Source organism: Candidatus Synchoanobacter obligatus, from assembly GCF_024259865.1.
GTDB lineage: Bacteria > Pseudomonadota > Gammaproteobacteria > Comchoanobacterales > Comchoanobacteraceae > Synchoanobacter > Synchoanobacter obligatus.
In genome coordinates, this window is record NZ_JAKUDN010000002.1 from 278668 (window position 1) to 298679 (window position 20012).

The 20012-nt window shown below is 42.1% G+C and carries 27 protein-coding genes; 13 read left to right on the top strand and 14 right to left on the bottom strand.

Annotated features, from left to right (window positions below):
• Position 1: 1 nt before the first annotated feature.
• Entirely contained in the window at positions 2–241 is a 240-nt protein-coding gene (rpmB, locus tag MKS91_RS03140) for a 50S ribosomal protein L28 (RefSeq protein ID WP_258569386.1), read from the bottom strand.
• A gap of 171 nt (positions 242–412) precedes the next feature.
• Between rpmB and trpS the strand changes: the two genes are divergently transcribed.
• Together trpS and MKS91_RS03150 are read left to right on the top strand one after the other, a co-directional pair.
• Positions 413–1405, top strand: coding sequence for a tryptophan--tRNA ligase (gene trpS / locus MKS91_RS03145; RefSeq protein ID WP_258569387.1), 993 nt, complete (start codon positions 413–415; stop codon positions 1403–1405).
• A complete protein-coding gene (locus MKS91_RS03150; protein WP_258569388.1) occupies positions 1402–2787 on the top strand; it encodes an exonuclease domain-containing protein in 1386 nt (461 codons plus the stop codon). Before trpS ends, MKS91_RS03150 begins: the two co-directional genes overlap by 4 nt.
• On the opposite strand, the gene greA is transcribed toward MKS91_RS03150, so the two are convergent.
• Positions 2784–3257: a transcription elongation factor GreA gene (gene greA, locus MKS91_RS03155; RefSeq protein ID WP_258569389.1), complete on the bottom strand. Its 474-nt coding sequence runs from the start codon at positions 3255–3257 to the stop codon at positions 2784–2786. The genes MKS91_RS03150 and greA overlap by 4 nt on opposite strands.
• A gap of 135 nt (positions 3258–3392) precedes the next feature.
• Between greA and MKS91_RS03160 the strand changes: the two genes are divergently transcribed.
• The 7 genes from MKS91_RS03160 (at position 3393) to MKS91_RS03190 (ending at position 7298) form a co-directional block, all read left to right on the top strand.
• Entirely contained in the window at positions 3393–3674 is a 282-nt protein-coding gene (locus tag MKS91_RS03160; protein ID WP_258569390.1) for an SCP2 sterol-binding domain-containing protein, read from the top strand.
• A 175-nt stretch (positions 3675–3849) separates the two neighbouring features.
• Positions 3850–4362, top strand: a complete 513-nt coding sequence (locus MKS91_RS03165) for a hypothetical protein (protein WP_258569391.1) — start codon at positions 3850–3852, stop codon at positions 4360–4362.
• A 93-nt stretch (positions 4363–4455) separates the two neighbouring features.
• Positions 4456–4893: a hypothetical protein gene (locus MKS91_RS03170; protein WP_258569392.1), complete on the top strand. Its 438-nt coding sequence runs from the start codon at positions 4456–4458 to the stop codon at positions 4891–4893.
• Complete coding sequence (locus MKS91_RS03175; RefSeq protein ID WP_258569393.1) at positions 4886–5032, top strand: hypothetical protein; 147 nt, start codon at positions 4886–4888, stop codon at positions 5030–5032. Before MKS91_RS03170 ends, MKS91_RS03175 begins: the two co-directional genes overlap by 8 nt.
• Positions 5032–5865 (top strand): ATP-grasp domain-containing protein, encoded by an 834-nt coding sequence (locus MKS91_RS03180; RefSeq protein WP_258569394.1) that lies wholly within the window; start codon positions 5032–5034, stop codon positions 5863–5865. Before MKS91_RS03175 ends, MKS91_RS03180 begins: the two co-directional genes overlap by 1 nt.
• A complete protein-coding gene (locus tag MKS91_RS03185) occupies positions 5858–6646 on the top strand; it encodes a hypothetical protein (protein ID WP_258569395.1) in 789 nt (262 codons plus the stop codon). Before MKS91_RS03180 ends, MKS91_RS03185 begins: the two co-directional genes overlap by 8 nt.
• A gap of 97 nt (positions 6647–6743) precedes the next feature.
• Positions 6744–7298, top strand: a complete 555-nt coding sequence (locus tag MKS91_RS03190) for a hypothetical protein (protein ID WP_258569396.1) — start codon at positions 6744–6746, stop codon at positions 7296–7298.
• Between the two features lie 5 nt (positions 7299–7303).
• Here the strand turns inward: MKS91_RS03190 and eirA are convergent, their stop codons facing one another.
• Genes eirA through MKS91_RS03220 form a run of 6 tightly spaced genes read right to left on the bottom strand, consistent with a single transcriptional unit; the run spans position 7304 to position 10788 of the window.
• Complete coding sequence (eirA, locus tag MKS91_RS03195; RefSeq protein WP_258569397.1) at positions 7304–7849, bottom strand: T4SS-associated protein EirA; 546 nt, start codon at positions 7847–7849, stop codon at positions 7304–7306.
• A 50-nt stretch (positions 7850–7899) separates the two neighbouring features.
• Positions 7900–8418, bottom strand: coding sequence for a spore maturation protein (locus tag MKS91_RS03200; RefSeq protein ID WP_258569398.1), 519 nt, complete (start codon positions 8416–8418; stop codon positions 7900–7902).
• Positions 8415–8993 carry a nucleoside recognition domain-containing protein gene (locus MKS91_RS03205; RefSeq protein WP_258569399.1) on the bottom strand — a complete coding sequence of 193 codons (579 nt, stop codon included), beginning with the start codon at positions 8991–8993 and terminating at the stop codon, positions 8415–8417. Before MKS91_RS03205 ends, MKS91_RS03200 begins: the two co-directional genes overlap by 4 nt.
• Positions 8994–9025: 32 nt before the next feature.
• Positions 9026–10048 carry a M23 family metallopeptidase gene (locus MKS91_RS03210; protein ID WP_258569400.1) on the bottom strand — a complete coding sequence of 341 codons (1023 nt, stop codon included), beginning with the start codon at positions 10046–10048 and terminating at the stop codon, positions 9026–9028.
• Positions 10023–10199, bottom strand: a complete 177-nt coding sequence (locus tag MKS91_RS03215) for a CDGSH iron-sulfur domain-containing protein (protein WP_258569401.1) — start codon at positions 10197–10199, stop codon at positions 10023–10025. Before MKS91_RS03215 ends, MKS91_RS03210 begins: the two co-directional genes overlap by 26 nt.
• Positions 10186–10788 carry a superoxide dismutase gene (locus MKS91_RS03220; RefSeq protein WP_258569402.1) on the bottom strand — a complete coding sequence of 201 codons (603 nt, stop codon included), beginning with the start codon at positions 10786–10788 and terminating at the stop codon, positions 10186–10188. Before MKS91_RS03220 ends, MKS91_RS03215 begins: the two co-directional genes overlap by 14 nt.
• 123 nt (positions 10789–10911) lie before the next feature.
• Between MKS91_RS03220 and MKS91_RS03225 the strand changes: the two genes are divergently transcribed.
• The 4 genes from MKS91_RS03225 (at position 10912) to MKS91_RS03240 (ending at position 15260) form a co-directional block, all read left to right on the top strand.
• On the top strand, positions 10912–11502 hold the full coding sequence (locus MKS91_RS03225; RefSeq protein ID WP_258569403.1) for a peroxiredoxin: 591 nt from the start codon (positions 10912–10914) through the stop codon (positions 11500–11502).
• Positions 11503–11573: 71 nt separating this feature from the next.
• Positions 11574–12173, top strand: coding sequence for an RlmE family RNA methyltransferase (locus tag MKS91_RS03230; RefSeq protein ID WP_258569404.1), 600 nt, complete (start codon positions 11574–11576; stop codon positions 12171–12173).
• A 34-nt stretch (positions 12174–12207) separates the two neighbouring features.
• Entirely contained in the window at positions 12208–14067 is a 1860-nt protein-coding gene (gene ftsH, locus MKS91_RS03235; protein WP_258569405.1) for an ATP-dependent zinc metalloprotease FtsH, read from the top strand.
• Complete coding sequence (locus MKS91_RS03240; RefSeq protein ID WP_258569406.1) at positions 14064–15260, top strand: hypothetical protein; 1197 nt, start codon at positions 14064–14066, stop codon at positions 15258–15260. The genes ftsH and MKS91_RS03240 overlap by 4 nt, the downstream gene beginning before the upstream one ends.
• Positions 15261–15299: 39 nt before the next feature.
• Here MKS91_RS03240 and MKS91_RS03245 read toward each other — a convergent pair whose 3' ends face one another.
• From MKS91_RS03245 to map, 6 genes are all read right to left on the bottom strand, one after another.
• The gene (locus MKS91_RS03245; RefSeq protein WP_258569407.1) at positions 15300–15686 is read right to left on the bottom strand and encodes a helix-turn-helix transcriptional regulator; all 387 of its coding nucleotides are present in this window, start codon (positions 15684–15686) and stop codon (positions 15300–15302) included.
• A 92-nt stretch (positions 15687–15778) separates the two neighbouring features.
• Positions 15779–16807, bottom strand: coding sequence for a glycoside hydrolase family 3 N-terminal domain-containing protein (locus tag MKS91_RS03250; RefSeq protein ID WP_258569408.1), 1029 nt, complete (start codon positions 16805–16807; stop codon positions 15779–15781).
• Positions 16798–17427, bottom strand: coding sequence for a dihydrodipicolinate reductase C-terminal domain-containing protein (locus tag MKS91_RS03255; RefSeq protein WP_258569409.1), 630 nt, complete (start codon positions 17425–17427; stop codon positions 16798–16800). The genes MKS91_RS03250 and MKS91_RS03255 overlap by 10 nt, the downstream gene beginning before the upstream one ends.
• A 76-nt stretch (positions 17428–17503) precedes the next feature.
• On the bottom strand, positions 17504–18448 hold the full coding sequence (locus MKS91_RS03260) for a hypothetical protein (RefSeq protein WP_258569410.1): 945 nt from the start codon (positions 18446–18448) through the stop codon (positions 17504–17506).
• 191 nt (positions 18449–18639) lie between these two features.
• The gene (locus MKS91_RS03265; protein WP_258569411.1) at positions 18640–19095 is read right to left on the bottom strand and encodes a hypothetical protein; all 456 of its coding nucleotides are present in this window, start codon (positions 19093–19095) and stop codon (positions 18640–18642) included.
• 88 nt (positions 19096–19183) lie between these two features.
• Positions 19184–19948 (bottom strand): type I methionyl aminopeptidase, encoded by a 765-nt coding sequence (gene map / locus MKS91_RS03270; protein ID WP_258569412.1) that lies wholly within the window; start codon positions 19946–19948, stop codon positions 19184–19186.
• Positions 19949–20012 lie beyond the last annotated feature (64 nt).

A 20012-nucleotide genomic window follows, 5' to 3' on the forward strand; every position in this document is an offset into this window, starting at 1 on the left:
GTTATTCTGCTTGTGCTTTTAGCAGTTGCTCTAAAAAGGCAACGCCTTTTTTATCAATGATACGAATACCTTTTGTTGAGATATCGACTCGGACGCTGGTACCATCAGATAAGGTGTATTTCTTTTTTTGAATATTAACGTTAAATACACGTTTCGTAGCATTGTTGGCGTGCGAACGGTTGTGACCAACTTGGCGAATCTTTGCAGATTTACCTTGGCCTAGAACGATACATTTACTCATTGTTATCCCCTAAATATCTAAAAATCTCGGAAATAGTAACGTATTTAGTTGGTGATTTCCAGTAAAATCTTACTTTTTTTAGCAATTTGTGGTTGGCGTTGGTGGTGGGTGAGGTTTACCCTCTTGATGGATTAGTGTACAGTATGGTTATTTAAAAAGGTAAGGTAACAGATGTCTAGAGTTTTTAGCATGATTCAGCCATCCGGTCGGCTGGGTATCGGGCATTATTTAGGTGCCATAAGGCATTGGGAAGTATTACAAGCGCAAGAGCATGATTGTTTATTTGCTATTGCAAATTTGCATGCGATAACGGTTCCTCAAGCGACTGCTGAGCTCAAGCAGCATTCATTAGACTTGGTGGCGTTTTATCTTGCTTGTGGTATTGATCCTGAACAGACCACCATTTTTATGCAATCAGATGTGAAGCATCATGCTGAATTGGCATGGATACTTAGCTGTATCACTTCTTTGGGTGAGCTCAATCGTATGACCCAGTTCAAGGACAAGTCTCAAAACACCAAAAGGGAGCGTATTGGTGCAGGGCTGCTGTTTTACCCAGCATTAATGGCTGCTGATATTTTGCTGTATCAAACGAATTTGGTGCCGGTAGGGTCTGATCAAAAACAGCATATTGAAATGACTCGGGATCTTGCTATTCGTTTCAATCAGACCTTTGGGGAAACTTTTGTGGTTCCAGAGCCCTATATTGCAGATACAGGGTCACGGATTATGGCATTGGGTGATCCTATGAAGAAAATGTCTAAGTCAGATCAGGACTCAAATAACTATATAGCTCTTGAGGACTCAGGACGTTTGATTCAGAAAAAAATTATGCGGGCAGTAACGGATTCGCTGAATAGCTTTTGTTACAACCCTGAGCAGCAAAAAGGGCTGGCAAACTTAATTGATTTATACGCAGCCTGTAGCCATGAGGATGTTGAAAGTATTGTGGCACGTTATTCTGGCGGGGGCTATGGTCAGTTCAAAAAAGATTTGGCGCAAATGGTTTCAGGTCGGGTAGAAGAAATATATGCCAATTATGAGCGATATCGGCGTGATACTGCGTATTTGAAAGAAGTATTGGCACAGGGTGCGATTAATGCCAATGGTATTGCAGATCAAACCTTGGCAGTGGTTCATGAGCGTGTTGGGTTGCTATTATGAGCTCATTGCTGATTTATGATCTGGAAACCAGTGGTCTAATGATTCTAGATCAGGTGCTACAATTTGCAGCCATTCGTTTAGACCGTCATACGCTAGAAGAAATTGAACGATATAACGTTGAGGTTGCTTGGCGTCGAGATATGGTTCCTTCAGTAGACGCATATTTGGTCCATCAGTTAGGGGTTGATCGTCCAGGGATTGTCGCAGAGTCTGTCGCTGTGGTGGAGATGCATCAAGCACTGAATCAGCCAGGAACGATGAGCGGGGGGTATAACACCCTGGGCTTCGATGATGAAATGTTGCGTTTTGCATTTTACCGAACACTTTTACCACCATATACCCACCAGTATCAGAACCAATGTGGTCGTTTTGATTTGTTGCCAATGGTGGTCTTCTATTACTTATATGCTCCCGATACGCTGATATGGCCGAAAAAAGACAATGGCTTGCCAAGCTTTAAGTTGGAGGATTTCAATCGTGAGAACCAATGGGTTGAGGGCCGATCTCATGATGCGATGAATGATGTAGAGGCAACCGTTGCGATGTTGCGGCATCTTCGGTTGAATAAGCCTATGTGGGACTATTTGTTAGGGTATTTTGATAAGCAAACAGATCAAAAGCGGGTCAATGATTTAATGGCTCAAGAGGGACGTTATGCCGGGGTAGGGATGATGATTCATTTACGCTTTGGACAGGGTCGCCATTATCAAGCGCCAGTGCTTCATTTGGGCCCACACCATGTTTATAAAAACCAGTTGGTTTTTTTGAGGCTTGATGAACCATTGGGGGATTTATCTGATGACACTATTATGCCGCTAATGGTCAAAAAGAAGCTGGGCGAACCAGGCTTTGTATTGCCATATGTTGACCGTTATACAAAAAATTTGCCTCACGACACAAAAATGATTGTTGATGCCAACTTAGAGATGTTGGCCAATGCTGATATTTCTGAGTTTGTGCAGCATTGCCGGCATCAGATGTATGATTCAATAGAGGGCGTTGATTTGGATGCCATGCTTTATCAACAAAGCTTTTTGTCAAAGGATGAAACGGATTGGTGTACGAGTTTTCATCTTGCACAGAATAAAGGCGCACTACTTGAGCAGCACAGTAACCCCGTTTTGCAAGAACAGGCTTTGCGGTATTTATGGCGGTTTTTTCCTGAGCAAATCCCTGGGGCATTACAAAGCGCGGCAGAAGTATCCATTAAGAGCTTTGTGCATCAAGGACTGGACTTCAAAGGACAAGTCAAGCAAACACCACAACAGGCATTATCTCGTATCGATGCGGTTGCTGTTGAGGCGGATAAAGGTTTGCAAGAAGGCATGATGCAGTTAAAAAATCATGCCCAAACAATCCTTGAGGAGATTGAAGCGCCTTAACTATACCGAATATCCATGATTTCATACTCAATTTGGCCACTGGGTGTGTCAACCGAAACAGTATCGCCCACTTCTTGACCAATACAGGCTTGTGCCACAGGAGAGCGGTAAGAGATTTTGTTTTGTTCCATATCGGTTTCTGCCTCGCCAACAAACTGATAAGTTGATTTGTCTTCAGTTTCAATATTTTCAAGTGTGACGATAGCGCCAAAGACAGCTTTATCGGTATTGAGTTTTGAGGTGTCAATCACTGTACATGATTGAAGTTGAGATTCAATATAGCTAATTTTCGCCTCAAGCAAGCCTTGTTCTTCTTTGGCAGCGTGGTATTCTGCGTTTTCTTTAAGGTCGCCATGGGCTCGAGCTTCTTCTAATACATGACGGAGTCTTTGTCGCTCAGATGTTTTTAGGGTTTGAAGCTGGCCTCTAAGTAGCGCTTCCCCTGTTGATGTTAATGGTGACTTTTGCATGTTATACCAAATTTTAAAGAAGATATTTTAGCACCTTATCTGTGAAGGCTCAAGATGTTGTTGGATATCTCTGTAACTTTTCTGTCTTTTTTATAGAATGTGCTATAATAAAGCATAACAATGAGGAAAATTGAGATGAAAGAGATTGAACAATTATTAAATAAGTTACCGTTGGCTCAATTGCAATCAAACATTTGCTTGGATTGTGATGGGGCGCAGTTGTATGTTGATGGAACCAATGGTTCTTTGTCAACGGTTGAGGTTCGTGATGTTGACGCTGTGATTCATGTTTCTCAAGAGCATTTGTTGGCGATTTTGCATGGTGATGAAAGTGCAGTGGGGTTGTTTACTTCAGGGCAGATTACGATTGATGGTGATGTGTCAATTGCTTTTCGATTAAAAGATATTTTAGGCTAGTCTGATATTCATTTAGGGATAAACATGTTAAATGTTGATAGCAATTCTAAGCGCCTGACCATTTTATATTTGGCATTGCTATTAATAGGTATTTTATCTTTTGTAACGATTGCTAGTCAAATAAGGTTGCCTTTTTAGACCGACTTTATTATCATCGGATCAATAAAAAATTAGGATGATGATGGTTGTTTTAAGAATACCGAGGGCTCCTGCCCATCATGTTAGCAGGGATGGGCAAAGAGAGGAGGCACTTAAGCAGGCAGTGGCGCGTGTTTTTGTGTTTGGGGCTGGCTTCTTATTTTGCCGATTTTTAACTCCTGGAGCCTTAAGATTTATGGATACCCTGCTGCTGTCTAGATTATTGGATCGTTTAGAAGGAAGCACTGTGACACAAAGACATTTAGGCGCGTTAGTACTGGCGGCAGGGCATTCAGCTTTCTTGTATTTTCAGGAAGAGCCTTCACAAAGAGGGTTAAGGGCTGTCACTACTCAGTTTGTTGCCACCTACCTTGTCGCAAATGGATTGGTGGGACATCCCTTGTTAAGGTTTCAACGTGTGTTGTTCAGAGCAAGCATTAACCTTTTGAACCAGCAGCCTAAAGCTTGTGCTACTGTTTTTGCTGGAGTCTGGTTGCTCGAATATGAGCAGAATATTCAACGAGGGCCATTTGAGGCTATGGATTCTTGATTAATCGTTGGTTGTTATGAATGAGGTGGAAAACGGTATTGGTGGGAGGCATTTAGTTTGCTATTTTGCTGTTAGTTTATATGGAGAGTGCTATTGAATAATCCGCGTTGGATAATGCCGGTTTTGGGTGTGTGTGTCTTTTTGTCAACGGCGCATTCAGGGCAAACATATTATGGTGGTATTTCGCTGGAAAACACAACCATTGAGTCTCCCGTTAAAGTTTATGGCTTTGCCTGTTTTAAAGGAGTTGCTTTTGATAAGGAGGTTGATGTCTATGGGTCATTAACGGCATCTGGCAGTCATTTTTATGACGATGTCAAAGTGGTGGGGTCATCCGTTGAGTTTTCGTCCAATATCATTGAGGGTAACGTGACGATTATTAATTATTTAAAACGGCCAAGGTTGGTGTTAAAAAATACTGAGATTCATGGAAAAGTTATTTTTCGAGGCTTGAAAAAAGGTATTGTTGAAAAGGACGCTTCAAGCCATCTAGGCCAGGGGGTAGAAAATGGGGATGTATGTGATGCTTAATAAGTTTGCCAGAATAGAACTAAACCAAGAGTTGCTTCAGGCCTCTAGAGGAGATAAGCAGTCGAGTAAAGACGGTAAAGATGGCAAGGAGGGTAAGGATGATATTAGTGCCGCGCCCGATACTGGAGGTTGGGTCTAATGGCTTCATTGCTGGTGGGTGTGGCTTCAGATCCAGTGCTACAACATTTTTATCAACAGCGTTATGTGCGGCAAGATAAGAGGATACTATTTATCAACACCAATAGAATCAATCAAGATATTCAGCTTTCAGAGAGTGGCTGGCAGTTTCCTTGTGGCGGGCAGCTGTTGCATGAGGATGTAACTGCAGTTTACAATCGCATGTTATCGTATCATGAAGACAATATGATGATCTGTTATTTAAATTGGTTAATGGATGAATATTATCCTAATGTTATTAATCGACCTAAAGATACGTTGACAAATTTCTCAAAGTTATGGCAGTTGCAGAAGGCAAAAGACTTAGGGTTTACTGTTCCACAAACTCAAGTTTATGCTAACCATAGTATTAAAAGCATCAGAGGTTGTGACTACATCTACAAATCCATTAGCTCTTTGCGTTCGATTGTGGATCATGTCGATGGTAATAGGCAGCATCAGGTTCATGAGCCTGTTGTTTTTCAGAAAGACCAGGGACGGTGTAATATTCGTGTTCATGTGTTGGGTGGGGCATGTTTTGCTCAGGAGATTGTTTCAGATAGCGTGGATTATCGTTATGATCTAAACGTAAGGCCTGCAACGAGGTTCAATTTGCCGTCTTATTTATTGAGGCTGTGTCAAAGGTTGGCTCAGGAAATGAACTTATATTTTTCTGGGATTGATTTTGTGTTGATGAAAGGTGAGTATTACTTCTTAGAAATTAATCCGTCCCCAGGTTATTCTTATTATGAGAAGCAGATGGTCGGGTCGCCTATTAGTCAAATGTTGTATAGGTATTTGTGTCAAGATGGATAAGTGGGTTATTTTACATGCGGGGTCGCGTTTTTCAATGATCTTAGGGAAGGTTTTGGGGAAGTCTGTTTATATGGTTGATATAGACACCCTCGTGAATGAAACTCAGGTTCATGTTAGTTTGGGGGCGCAGGATCAGCATGCTTGGTCGGTTAATGGGCATATCATTAGTAATTTTTGTGAGCGGATATTATTTCAAGAGGTTTTTTATCGTTTTGATAAATCCTTAAGGCATTATGAGCGTCAAGATAAAATGTATGTCCAATTTTGTTGGCAGGCATATTTGCTGAGTTTGTTTTCTCAGACGCGATTGGTGTTGAATCCTGTGACGCCGCAAACACTGACGGTGTCTCAATACCAGTTTCCTAGACTGCTAGCTATTGCGGAATCAAAAGGGCTTCGAGTGCCTCGCTACGAAATTGGCAGGAAAGATAAAAATGGTTATCTGCCTGTAGACTCATTGTGGTTTCATCCTTACCGTAAGTGTACAGCGCCAAGCATCATGAATGTGTCTTTAGATGGAGCTGTTTGGGAAATTATTCGCTTTGTGCGCTATGATGCTGGTTTTTTGGTCACATGGCCTGCATTGCCAGGAGAGGTTCATGAGCAGCTTCTTCAGGTTTGTAATGATTTAGGTATTTACTTGGGAGAAGCATATTTTCGTGTTGATATTGAGTGGACGTTTTATGGGCTCTGCCCTCAGCTTCAAGCCAGTGATGTCGATGATGATGTGTTGACTGAAATTGCGCACTGTATTAGAGATTTAGGAAATGGAGTATTATAGTGCCTAGGCGGTGTTATATTAAAAGAAATAAACGGCCATAATTTTTGTCAAATAAATATATGGCGTTAAAACTAGAAGAATTAAAAAAGAGAAAAAAATGCAAAATGATGATGATATGAATGTGCCGCGAGAAATTCCCGTACCCAAAGAGCCTGTAGAGGGTTTGGAGGATACTTCTAAGGAGGCGGGAGCAGACATTGCAGAAGGTCCTGAAGCACCGTTACAAATGGAGCTTCAAGATCTCAGTGTCCTTTCTGTTTATAAGCTGATAAAAGACCTTGACTTTCAGAAGCAACAGGCACTATTTGATGAATTATCGGCATTAGAGGCGCATGACGGTTTGTCTCGAGCTGATTTGAGCTTGATCTACCGTTTTAAATCGATGCTTTGTTTGGGTCTTGGAGATAGCATTGGTTGTGTGGTTGGCGTATCTAGGTCGATGGTCAAAGGGGTGGCAGCATTTTTTACTTATGACCAAAGTATATCTAGAGAGATAACAGGTCCTATTGGGCGTAGCGTTACTGGTTTAAAGAAAGAGGTAGTGGATGAGGGCCTCAGGGCGAATCAATCTATAGAAGAGGTTGAAGCAATACGAAGTACCAAAGACATGTTTGATGTTAAAGATGATGACATTCATTTGCCCAAACCTTGACGGGACTACTGTTTCTCTATGTCTAAAATGTGACCTTTTGAGCTAACTTCTTCATCGTCAATATAGTATGAGAATTGGCAATCACAGGGGTCGCTGTGAGGGCTGAGACAGTTGAGAATTGATCGACTGGGTACGTCTTCCCAATAAGCAGTAGTTGGCTGTGATATTAATGGTGAGATGGTAAGTTGAACAGGGAACTCTGTGGGGTCTGACGGTTGATATATGCAATAGATACGGCCAACACCAATACCTTTCCATTGTGCGCCTTTAAAGTGGCTTATGCCTTCAGAAAAAGACTCTTGGAAGCTTTGCCAGCCGCTATCGGTTTTCCATTTCATGCCAGACCGATACAGCTCCTTGGCAGAGGGGCAGGTATAGCGATTGGTTTGTTCTTGTTGTTTTTTGGGTAAGCAAGTAGGCGGGGGGCCGGGCCGAATAGTCACAATATCTTCGGAGACTTTTTTCTTAGGAGGAGGGGACGAGAATAAATCCCATGCAAAAGCTGAGGAGGATAAACCAATAAGTATGCCAATATGGAGAAAACGTCGCATGGTAAATTCCGATATGTTTGAAAAATTATATCGTATTTTATGAAGTGATGCTAGTAGCTGCCAAACATATACCCGCAGATTAGGATAGAGGCGATAAAGCCAGCAAGGTCTGCGATTAGTCCGACGGTTATAGCGTGGCGATAGTGTTTGACTTTGATGGCACCAAAGTATACGGCAATGACATAGAATGTGGTTTCAGTACTGCCAAGGATGGTTGCTGCAGTGCGTGCGCCAAGAGAGTCAGGACCATATTTATCAATAATATCGATGAGTACGGCAATGGTTCCTGAGCCAGTTATTGGTCGGATAAGGGCCAGTGGAATGATTTCAGGGGGGTAGTCATGGAATGGGAGGATGTCTTGTAGAATGGTAAAAAAACCTGATGCTTGAAGCATCTCAATAGCAAGAAACATTCCAATGATGAAAGGCATGATATTGATGATAATATTAAACCCCTGCTTGCCGCCGGTAATAAAGCTTTCAAATATGGGCACTCTCTTGATAAGCCCTATAAGCGGGATACCAAGGATAATGCTTAAAAGCGCAATATTGGATATAAGTTGAATCATGATGGTTTATTGCGAAATTTAAAGGACAAAAATATGGCTACCGCTGTTGAGATGCTGGTTGCGGCTAAAGTGCTTAATATGATGACAGTTGGTGCTGAGCTACCAGCTGCAGCCAATAAACCAATAGCGGTGGCAGGGATGAGCTGGATCGATGAGGTGTTGATGGCCAGTAACATACACATGTCATCACTGGCAACTGAGGGAGTCTTGTTTAATGACTCCAGCTCTTCCATGGCTTTTATTCCAAAAGGAGTGGCGGCATTGTTGAGTCCGAGAATGTTTGCTGAGAGGTTGAGGGCAATGGCTCCTAGTGCAGGATGATCCTTGGGTATGTCGGGGAACAGTCGGTATAGAACGGGTCGACATAACCGCCCCAAACTTTGAACAAGGCCGGCATCTTGTGCGATATTCATGAAGCCAAGCCATAAAATCATGACCCCTGAGAGATTTAATGCTGTTGAAAAGGCCTTTTGAGAACTTAGGGTGACTTGAGCAGCGACTTGGTCAAGAGTGCCGTTTAAAGCACCTGTGATCACAGATAGAAGCATTAATGTAAACCAAATAATGTTAAGCATGGCGTCGGCCGGTTAATATGGCGGTAATTCTATCAAAAGTAGTAGTTTTTTTCAAGATGGTTGGCGGTTTGTTGGTTGGGTGTTGGAATTTCCGTGGTTAAGGGGTCAAGTGGGGTATCATTAATGCGAAGCTCAAAGTGAAGATGTGGTCCGGTTGAGTGTCCGGTTGAGCCGACATAGCCAATGGTTTCATAAGCTTGAACTTTATGCCCAACTTGGAGGTTTTTATGAAATTTGTTTAGGTGGGCATAATAGGTTTTGATGTTATTGTCATGAGCAATAATCAATAGGTTGCCATAACCCGTGTCACTACTTTTGTGTATGACCGTTCCTTGTGCGGCAGCCCATACAGGGGTGTTGATCGGTGCGGCTAAGTCAACGCCTTTATGAGGTAGGGTCTTTTTACTAATCGGGTGTATGCGCTTGGGGTTGAACGGCGAGGAGATGCGTTTGTACTGGGTGGGGGTTCGTGAGAATCCATGACCAATAAATTGATTATGGTTATCATAGTATTCAGTGATCCCAGAAGGATTTGGGGCTAAAAAAGCATACTGTGTTTGCGTTTGTGAGGTGAGTTTCAACGAAATAATCTGACCGCTTTTAATGGCTGCAGTGATAGAGCCACCTTGTTCTGGGAATAGCACAGCCGTAAGCCTCTGAATACGGATTTTGTCAGGTTGTTGGGTGGTTTCATTGGTGGGCGAGTTCACAATACTCACGGTATCATCTTGAGCCAAAGGATGGATTTGGTAGTGGTGGTTGTTATCACTTAAAATATAAGGTTGGTTTTTGTTGTAAATAATGGCGCTGGTTAACTGTTGTGAAGGGCCATGAGTTGTGAGCTCAATCGTGTCATAGGGGTTGAGTCGGGATAAGAGTGGTAGTTGTTTGGCTTGTGCATTAATTTGATCAATGGATTGGCTGGCAATGCCATTTTTTCGAAGAATGGTGTTAAAGGTATCGCCAGGCTGTACGGTTACATGAATAACACTGGCCTGAGTCCAGGCCATTAGCGTTAGAAGCAGTAGGCTATTGGTCAGATTTTGCTTCAACAATGATCGGTCCTTGTGTTGTGTTAAGTTTACGGTGTGAGCCATCACAAAGGGGGAAACGTTTTGATTGCCAGCACCGACATAAGGCGACTTTATCGCCGGGTTTTAGGGATAAATGGTCTTTAATCCAGGGATCAAGCTTAGGTGTTTCCATATTGCTCCAGGTGTTTTTGGTATTGTTCGGAGACAAATGCCCAGTTCACGATAGCCCAAAAGTTTTTGAGATACTCTGGTCGACTGTTTTGCGTGTCTAGGTAGTAGGCATGTTCCCAGACATCACAGGTTAATAATGCGGTATGGTCAGTTGTTAACGGCGTTTGGGCATTTTGAGTATTGACAATAGATAGCTTGTGGTCCTTTGAGATAACAAGCCAACACCACCCTGAACCAAAAAGGCCTATCGCGCTATTGCTAAAGGTATTGGTGAATTCTTCAATGGAGCCAAAATCTCTTGTGATGGCCTTTTGCAATTCAGTGCTGGGTTTTTGGTTTGAGGGTTTTGCCAAGCAGTTCCAATAGAAGGTATGATTCCATACTTGTGCGGCGTTGTTGAATATGGCCCCATCACTGTGGCGGATAATGTTTTCTAACGAAGTCGAAGCGTACTCAGTCTTTTCAATCAACCCATTCAGTTTATCAACATAAGTTTTATGGTGCTTGCCGTAATGGAAGCTTAGCGTTTTTTCTGAGATAAAGGGCTCAAGATCTTTCGAAGAAAATGGCAGTTCGGGCAATTGAATCACATGGTTTTCCGTTTAACGTCATAAATAGTTTACTGTGCAAGCAAGATCGAGTCAATCATTGATGTGCTTGAATAAAATGCCATCTAATGTTAAGGTGTCTTTGTAGAATAAAGAGGTAATCATATGAGTCATTTAGTTGGTCAAAAAGCACCAGAGTTCACTGTTCAAGGCGTTTCAGCTTCCGGTGATATAAAAAGTTACTCTCTGGCTGAGTTCAAAGGAAAGCATGTGGTATTGTTCTTTTATCCGTTAGACTTCACTTTTGTGTGTCCTCTTGAGTTATTTGAAATGAGCAAATTGGCGGGTGAGTTTGAGCAAGAAAATGCTGTTGTTTTGGGGGTTTCTATAGACTCAGAGCATACCCATGCCGCTTGGCGTAATACCGCTGTGAGTGACGGTGGTGTTGGTGCTTTGAATTTCCCATTATTGGCAGACATTGATCGACATATGATGACCGCATACGGCGTCGCAAATACGTCACCCAATGTTGCGTTGAGAGCGACAATCATTATTGATCCTGAAGGTATGGTAAGGATTCAGCAGCTGAATGATCTTCCAGTAGGGAGAAATCCAAGTGAAATTTTAAGGTTGGTGAAAAGTCTTGCTTTTCATGATGAGCATGGTGATGTGTGTCCTCCAAGTTGGGAGCCTGGCGCAAAATCATTGAGCCCAACGAAAGAAAGCTTATTGGCCTATCAAGCGGAAGCGCATTAGGCTGTAAAATTTTTACTTGAGTTTTGAGCAGTAAGCCTTAGGTTATAAGAGTGTTCAATTTGGAATAAGCTTTGACAAAGAAGTGGTACTCAAAACATGTAAAGGATCCTTTTGTTAAGAAAGCGCAGCGTGAGGGTGCGAGATCTAGAGCAGCGTATAAGCTTGAGGGGATTCAAAACAAGTTTTCATTAATCAATCGGGGTCACTCGGTGCTAGATTTGGGCAGTGCTCCAGGAGCGTGGTCAGCATTGTTGGTCAAACTGGTTGGGCCATTGGGTACAGTTGTTGCTTGTGACCTGCTGGAGATGAAGCCTATTTCTGGCGTGCGGTTTGTTCAAGGAGATTTCTTGGAGCAGCAAACAGTTGATGCGATTTGTAAAGACGGTCAAAAGTTTGATGTTATCGTCTCAGATATGGCGCCGAATATTACCGGAATGGCGGTGGTTGATCAGGCCAATATGTTGTCCTTGATTGAACAGGCCATTGCCATGACAGCAAACCATTTGGCTGTGGGTGGTGCATTGGTGATGAAGTCATTTTCTGGTTCCGGGCTTGATGAGTCCAAGAGGTTGTTTAATAGTTCTTTTTCCTCTGTTAAGGTGTATAAGCCAGAGGCGTCAAGGCAGGCATCGAAAGAGATCTATTTAATTGGGATAGGATTTAAGGTATAGTAATAATACAGGTTAATCGTTTGGGGATGTCGCAGTGAATGATCGTTCAAAAAATTTTATGATGTGGGTAGTTATCATTGGTATATTTTTTATGCTAATGCAGAACTATAATCCAGCACAAGTAATGCGGCAGCAAATGACATATACAGAGTTTGTGAATGCCGTGGATACTGGTCTTGTAGATACTGTTGTGATCTCTGATGATAAAAACATTATTGGGCAAACCAAGAGTGGTGGGATTGTTTCAACGTATCTGCCATTGATGGATCCTCAATTATTACCCATGCTGTTGGCTAAAAATGTGAGTGTGACAGGCAAACCAATTGAGACACCAGGATTCTTGGCGCAGGCATTGATTAGCTATTTGCCATTGTTTATTGTGATTGGCGTTTGGATTTGGTTTTCCCGACAAGCTCAAGGGGGTGGTCTAGGTGGTAAAGGTGGGCCGTTTTCTTTTGGTAAAAGTCCTGGAAAGCTATCAAAGTCTAAGGTGCGCTTTAAAGATGTGGCAGGCATTGATGAGTGTTTGGATGACATGAAAGAATTTGTGGACTTTTTGAAGAACCCGAAGAAGTTTCAGAACCTGGGTGGAAAAATTCCTTGTGGTGCATTGTTGGTCGGATCCCCAGGTACCGGTAAAACACTGCTGGCAAAGGCCGTTGCAGGTGAGGCAGATGTACCGTTTATTACAATATCTGGTTCAGACTTTGTGGAGATGTTTGTGGGTGTTGGTGCTTCAAGAGTCCGCGATATGTTTGAGAAGGCAAAGAAGCAAGCGCCATGCATTATATTTATTGATGAGATTGATGCTGTTGGCCGACATCGTGGTGCTGGCTTGGGTGGCGGACATGATGAAAGGGAGCAAACGCTCAATCAATTATTGGTTGAAATGGATGGTTTCGAAGGGAAAGAGGGTGTCATTGTGATGGCAGCAACGAACAGACCTGATGTGTTAGACCCGGCGTTACTGCGTCCAGGACGTTTTGACCGACAAATTGTGGTGCCATTACCAGACATCAAAGGCCGAGATAAGATTCTTAAAGTTCATATGAAAAAATTGGCCTTGGATAAAACCGTTGATGCCATGTTGATTGCTCGTGGTACGCCTGGATTCTCAGGGGCGGATTTGGCGAACTTGGCTAATGAAGCAGCGTTGTTTGCGGCTAAGGAAAACAAACGTCGCATTACCATGCGTCATTTTGACAGTGCTAAAGATAAAATCTTAATGGGTGCTGAACGAAACATGGCCATGAGTGAAGATGAGAAAAAGCTAACGGCTTATCATGAAGCTGGCCATGCCATTGTCGGTCGATTGGTGCCAGAACACGATCCAGTTTATAAAGTGAGCATTATCCCGAGAGGACGTGCACTTGGTGTCACCATGTTTTTGCCAGAGAAAGATGCTTACAGTGTGTCAGTTCGAAAGTTAGAAAGTCAGCTGTCAGGGTTGTTTGGTGGTCGGGTTGCGGAAGCGTTGATCTTTGGTGAAGACGCGGTAACAACCGGTGCGTCAAATGATATTGAGAAAGCCACCAATATCGCTAGGAATATTGTCACGACCTGGGGGCTGTCCTCTAAAATGGGTCCGATCAACTATTCAGCAGATGAAGGTGAGGTGTTCTTAGGTAAGTCTGTGACCAAGCATCGTGAAATGTCAGATGCTACAGCAGAGTCTATTGATGCTGAGATTCACACTATCGTTGATAGAAATTATGAGCGTGCGGTTAAAATTCTAACAGAGAATGTGAAGCTGTTGCATTTGATGGCAGATTCATTAATGAAATATGAAACCATTGAAGTGGCGCAAATTGATCAAATTATGGAAGGCAAGGCGCCTTTTCCTCCGGAAGGTTGGGTTGAGCCTACCAAAAAAGACAGCACCGATTCTGAATGAATCATGAGGGCGCACGAGGAAAGTTTGGCGGATCAATCATTAATCCGCTGAGCTTTTTTCGTTTACCCGGTGCCTTAAAAGAAGTCTTTGGATGTCAGCGTATCGCTTTAGCACATGATGCTAGGCCAAGCTCTCCTGAACTATACGACGCACTCATGCGTGGCGCTGTTGCCGCCGGGTTAGACGTATACGATTGTGGTTTGTTACCAACGCCTATTTTTGCAAAATGGCTGTATGATGTGGGCCGCATGGGCTTAATGGTCACAGCGTCTCATAACCCAGTTGAGGACAATGGGGTTAAAATATTGTCACAACAAGCGCTCACACCGAAGCAAGTCAATCAAATAACACAACACCTTGAGCACGAGATTGTACCTTCCGGTATCAAAGGTCAGGTTCAGAATACATCAGCTGAGGTCAAACAGCATTACGTGTCTGCGTTACAACCCTATTTTATTCAAGAAAAGATCAAAGTCTTGGTAGATACAGCACATGGCGCTTGGTCGGATCATTTGGATATTATGGCGGAATGTGGTTTTTCTGTTGATGCTTTTAGGCCCATTGAGAACCATTTGGTGAATACAACCGGTGCCTTGCATGTCCAGCGTCTGCAAGAATCTTATAAGGCCTCTACATGGGACTATGTGTTGGCTGTTGATGGTGATGGTGATCGATTACAGTTGCTTGATCGAGAGGCAGTATTTGACGGTGATGATATTCTTTTTCATTTGGCAAAAGCGGGCAAAGCGCCTGTTGTGGGTACAGTGATGAGTAACGAACGATTGGCTCTGTGTTTGGCTCAAGAGAGTATTGGGTTTGCAAGGACCAGCGTTGGGGATTTTTATGTTAGGAACGCTTTAGCGCGTTTAAACGGTGTGCTTGGTGCTGAGCCATGCGGACATATCATTGATCTGTCTTGGATGCCCTGGTCAGACCCCTTGTATACGTTTTTACAGATATTGCATCAAGGGCCTATAGTACCGTTACCGCACAAATTTTATCAACGACAAATGACGTTATCAAACCGTCTTGATATTGAGCAAGTCAAACAGCATTTTACCCATCCAAACGTACGGTCAGTGATTCGTTTTTCTGCCACAGAACCGGTTATACGGGTATTATTAGAAGGGGATTCTGAAACGGTAGATGGTTTGTTTGATGGGGTGATAGAAATACAGTCTTCTTGGTCATAGGGCGCTCTATTCGCATATTTTTTTGTCACTATCCATAGGTTAGTCGTTGAATTCATTATGTAGTGATGCCATAAAGTCTGTGTAGAACGGGGTATTTGCAATATGGTGTAGCAGTTGCTTCTTATTGGGCTGTTGAAAGCGCTCTTTAATACGTTTTAGGTAAAACTCTACCGTTCTTGGTGATAATAGCAGCTCATAGGCTGTTTCTTTAATGGTGAGCCCCAGTATCATATGATAAATACAATCTGCTTCACGTTGGGTTAGATAGTGGTTGCCTTCTATGCTGAAAGAATAAGAACGTCTTTGTTTTTTCTCAGAGGTTTCTGGTGTGTCTGCAGGGTAGAAGCGCAGGTTGGTATATGCGAACTCATAGTCCTTCGCATACCGGTTGTAGAATTCATTTCGAATTGCCTGCCAATATAGCATAAGGTCCCCAGTCATTAGTTACTGCATTATTGCACGCATCCCAAACGGTACAATACAGATATTTCTGAGTTATGACGGAGAAATGGCGCGCTTTATGGTTCAATTTTGCGGATATTGCGTTCTTTCATGATAAATTGGTATTGTGTTAAATATTCATATAGCTGGTCTTGGCGGTGCATACAAATAACAAAGTCAGAACCTGCAGCATACGTATTTTCTAAACGTTCTTCAAAAGATAAGTGGTTAAACGCCCCTTGCATGCTGACATCATCTGAAATAATTTTGAGAGTTTTATGATGGCGTTTTATTCGTTCTATCCAATATCTTGATTGGCTGGCTGGTTGTGAATCAATCTGATCAAAGATGCCATGAGAGGTCATGATCATACTATTGGTACAATCAATCAGTCGCTCAAACGGTTGTAGCGACTGCGAGATGTCAGCGAATGCTCTAGGATCATGGCCAGTATGTGTATGGGTATCAACCATGGCATGACCCAGGCCAGGGTAGTGCTTGAGGGTGGTTTGAATGCCATGAGATTGTACAGCTTGGATATAAGCCTGCGCCATCTGATAAATGATTTCAGGATCCTGACTAATTGCTCGATAAGCCAATGGATGCTGATCAATGTCTTGATCAACCACGGGTCCCAACAAGCAATCAATATCTAATAGTTTTAGTATCTGGCCCACCGTATGGCCTAGCTGTTTGGCATGAGCAAGGTTGTCGCTGATCAAATCATACTTGGGCTTTAGTATCGGAATGTTTGGTAGTATCGGATCGGATATTCGTTGAATCCGTCCACCTTCATAATCAATCATGACCAAGAGTTCTTGCCGAATAGATTTTATTTGGGAGACAAGTGTCTTGACGGATTTCAAACTAGGATATGGACTGCCACCAATATGGGGTTGCCCATAGGTTTTTGAATGGTTTAGTATGATTCCAGCAACAGCAGGATGTTGCAGCATCTCTATTTCTTGAGCGGACAGTTCAAGCCCTTTGAGATCAAAGATAATCCACGGTTGCTGAAAGTATTTTTTCGGTAGTGGTTGGTAAAAGAAATATATGAGGATAAGGCTCAGAGTCATTATCCCTACAAGTCTTTTCCCTAAAGCCATATTTGTCCACCATTGAGGTGCTCTAAGGTTTTAATGCTTTTGAGCACTCCGGGTATAAATGCTTGATGTGATGACAATTGGTGGCTAATGGATATGGTGTCATGTCCTGAGGAAAAGATGATGTCATGTTGGGCCGTATAAGTTGAGATCCGCTTGGATATGATGGGTGGGTTATTTAACGCTTTGGCAATATATAGGCTTGTGGCAGAAGGCTGATCAACTTTTGACTGATGATGGGTTTCAATGATTTGACATGATGGAAACTGTTTATTTAATATGATGGCTTGATTGAGAAAGGCATGAAAGCTTAGTGAGAAGTTGGGAACAATCAATAACGGAAACGTAGCCATTTTGGTGTGTTGCATGGCTTCATCAGGGCTTAATCCACTGGCTCCAATTAATGTGGGTATTTGATGTTGGTGGTAGACACGCATATGTTGATGAATGCATTGAGCACTGCTCACATCAATAATCAAGCAGGGCTTGGTCTCATGAATCAGTGTATTTAGGGTATCCTGCCGTCGGTGTCCTATAATATGATATGTTGATGCCAGTCTCTGATGAATCACAGAGCCCAGTTTTCCTTGAATGCCACTAATAAGAATCGTCTTGATGTCCATGGGCGTAGTATATCGAGTTGGATAGATGTGCGCAAGGCACTAAAAAAAGGCCCTATAAGGGCCTTTATTCGTTTATTTATAAGAAGGTGAAGCCATCAGATTCCTGATTGGTTGGATCATACTTTTTGTATGTAACCTTTTCCCCATTAACTGTGTGGTACTTTTTAGGCAGTAACAGATCTGCTGGAAGCTTTAGTACTTTACCGGTTAATATCATACTGTTCATAAATAGTCCAGTAGCAGGTTTGGTTATCAGGTCGTGGCCAATGATGTTTAAGATTTCGCTAACAATATTGTATGGGAGTTTTAATATTTCTAACACCACATTGCCAGGTAATTTCAGAGTCAAAAAGATGATACGTGCTGGTAGTTGAAATAAGACCGCATGAAATAGATTGCTGGCACTGAATGTTTGCATATACTGTTTTTTCAATAGGTCTTGGCCAACCATGTTTAATGAGGACTTGAGGATATTGTATGGCAGTTTCACAACATTCAAAATAATATGGCCAATGAGTTTCATACAAGCCCAAATAGGGTTAAACGTTACAGCAGAAATAGCAATAAACAATATATTTGAGATTTCTTTATGACCAATATATAGCAATACCATAGCGATAATAACAATATGTGGATTGGCGATCAAGAACGGTACAACCGTATCTAATAAGAAAGTAGGAATCATTTGAATATACGGTGCTGCTGTGGCACAAGCCATCTCATAGACTTGAATTAGGTGTGCAGGAGACAGTCCCAATGCTTGTTGGTAAAAGGCATACAAGCCGTTAACGATATTGCTTGCAAAGAGCGTGATATCAGCAACGGTTAATTGCAAAGCTTGTGAAAATAGTCCACAAATAGTAGTCCAGCCTGATTCTAGTAATGCCGCTAATGTGGTATTAGCAATACTTATTTCCAAAGCTTGTGAATAGAGCCCGCTGATGGCAGTCCAGCTTGATTCTAGTAATGTTGCTAAATATGTTTGTAGGTCTAACAAAGCTTTAATATTTACATTGTTCATATACTGCTCCTTTTTTTAGATTATTCTACCATATTTTGCGTTGAAAATCAACCAAATAAAAAGCCCCGCGACTGCAGGGCTTTGGTGGTATTATCTATTGGTGCTGCTTTAGAAAGCAATATGTTTGTACTATTGAAAATAAAAAGCCCCGCGACTGCAGGGCTTTGGTGGTATTATGTATAGGCTATGCTTTAGATTCTGTAATCTTGCTCAAAACCATTGACGCATAAATCATAGGCATCATATAAATTCTCTTGAGTATGGTTAATACCAACAACGGCTCTATCTCTAAGAGAGGCAGCACATGTGCAGCTAAGCGCATAGCTATCTTTAGCTGGCTTGATAATTAATCCACCAATGAGTATGTTTACAGTTGTGGTTACCATGTTAATAACCGCAGCCCCAAGAATTTTAGTCGATTCTTGAATGGCTCTTCCAAAGGTTTGAATAATGGTTTTTCCGACATATATGGATGTATCAAGGATCCAGTTACGGAACTTTGGTGATACATAGATTGCAGCAGCAATGATGGCAAATAGTAACGGATTTGCAATGATAACAGGAACAATATTGGATAAAGTAAAATACAATGCAAAATCTATAAGCTTTGCTGCAGCGGATAACACAAAGTAAATAGAGTTAATCATTATTTGGGCTAAGTTAGCGTGGGTGATCATTTTTTTTCTCTCTTTTTTATTAATTATGATATGGTATTTGTTGACAAAAGTCAAGGGTTTATTTTTGTGTCAGGATTTCAACCCCAGATTCAGTTACCAATAGGGTATGTTCCCATTGTGCCGATAAGGTTTTGTCTTTGGTGATGACTGTCCAGCCATCTTTTAAAATCTTAATATCGCATTTGCCAATATTGATCATGGGTTCGATGGTGAATGTCAGCCCGGGTTCTAAAATAAGGGCTTTTTGTTCAGGGGCATCATAGTGTAAGACTTGGAAGCCTGGTTCATGAAAGACTTTACCAATCCCATGACCACAAAAGTCTTTAACGGAGCTGTAATGGTTCTTTTTGGCGTATTGTTCAATGGCCACACCTATATCGTATAAAGATTGTCCAGGTTTCACCATATCAATACCAACATACAAACATTCACGAGCAATGTCACACAGCCTTTTGGCATGAGGTTTTACGTTACCGATAAGGAACATACGACTGGTGTCACCATGGTAACCATCTAAAATAACAGTGACATCGATGTTTAGGATGTCGCCATCTTTAAGGACCTTGTCATCAGGAATGCCATGACAAACGACATGGTTCACTGAAGTGCAGATGGATTTTGGGAATCCTCTGTAATTTAGAGGCGCAGGGATGGCTTTGAGGGTTTCCGTAATATATTGATGGCAACGTTGATTGAGTTCATTGGTGCTGACACCCTTTTGAACAAAAGGGGTGATATAATCCAGTACGCTTGCAGCAGCCTGCCCAGCACGGCGCATGTGTATAATTTCTTCAGGATTTTTGATATATTGTGATAAATTCATAATGCAAGTATTACGAATTTTTTGCTAAAAGTCGAGTAAAATCTGTTTGTTCAAGAAAAGGAGG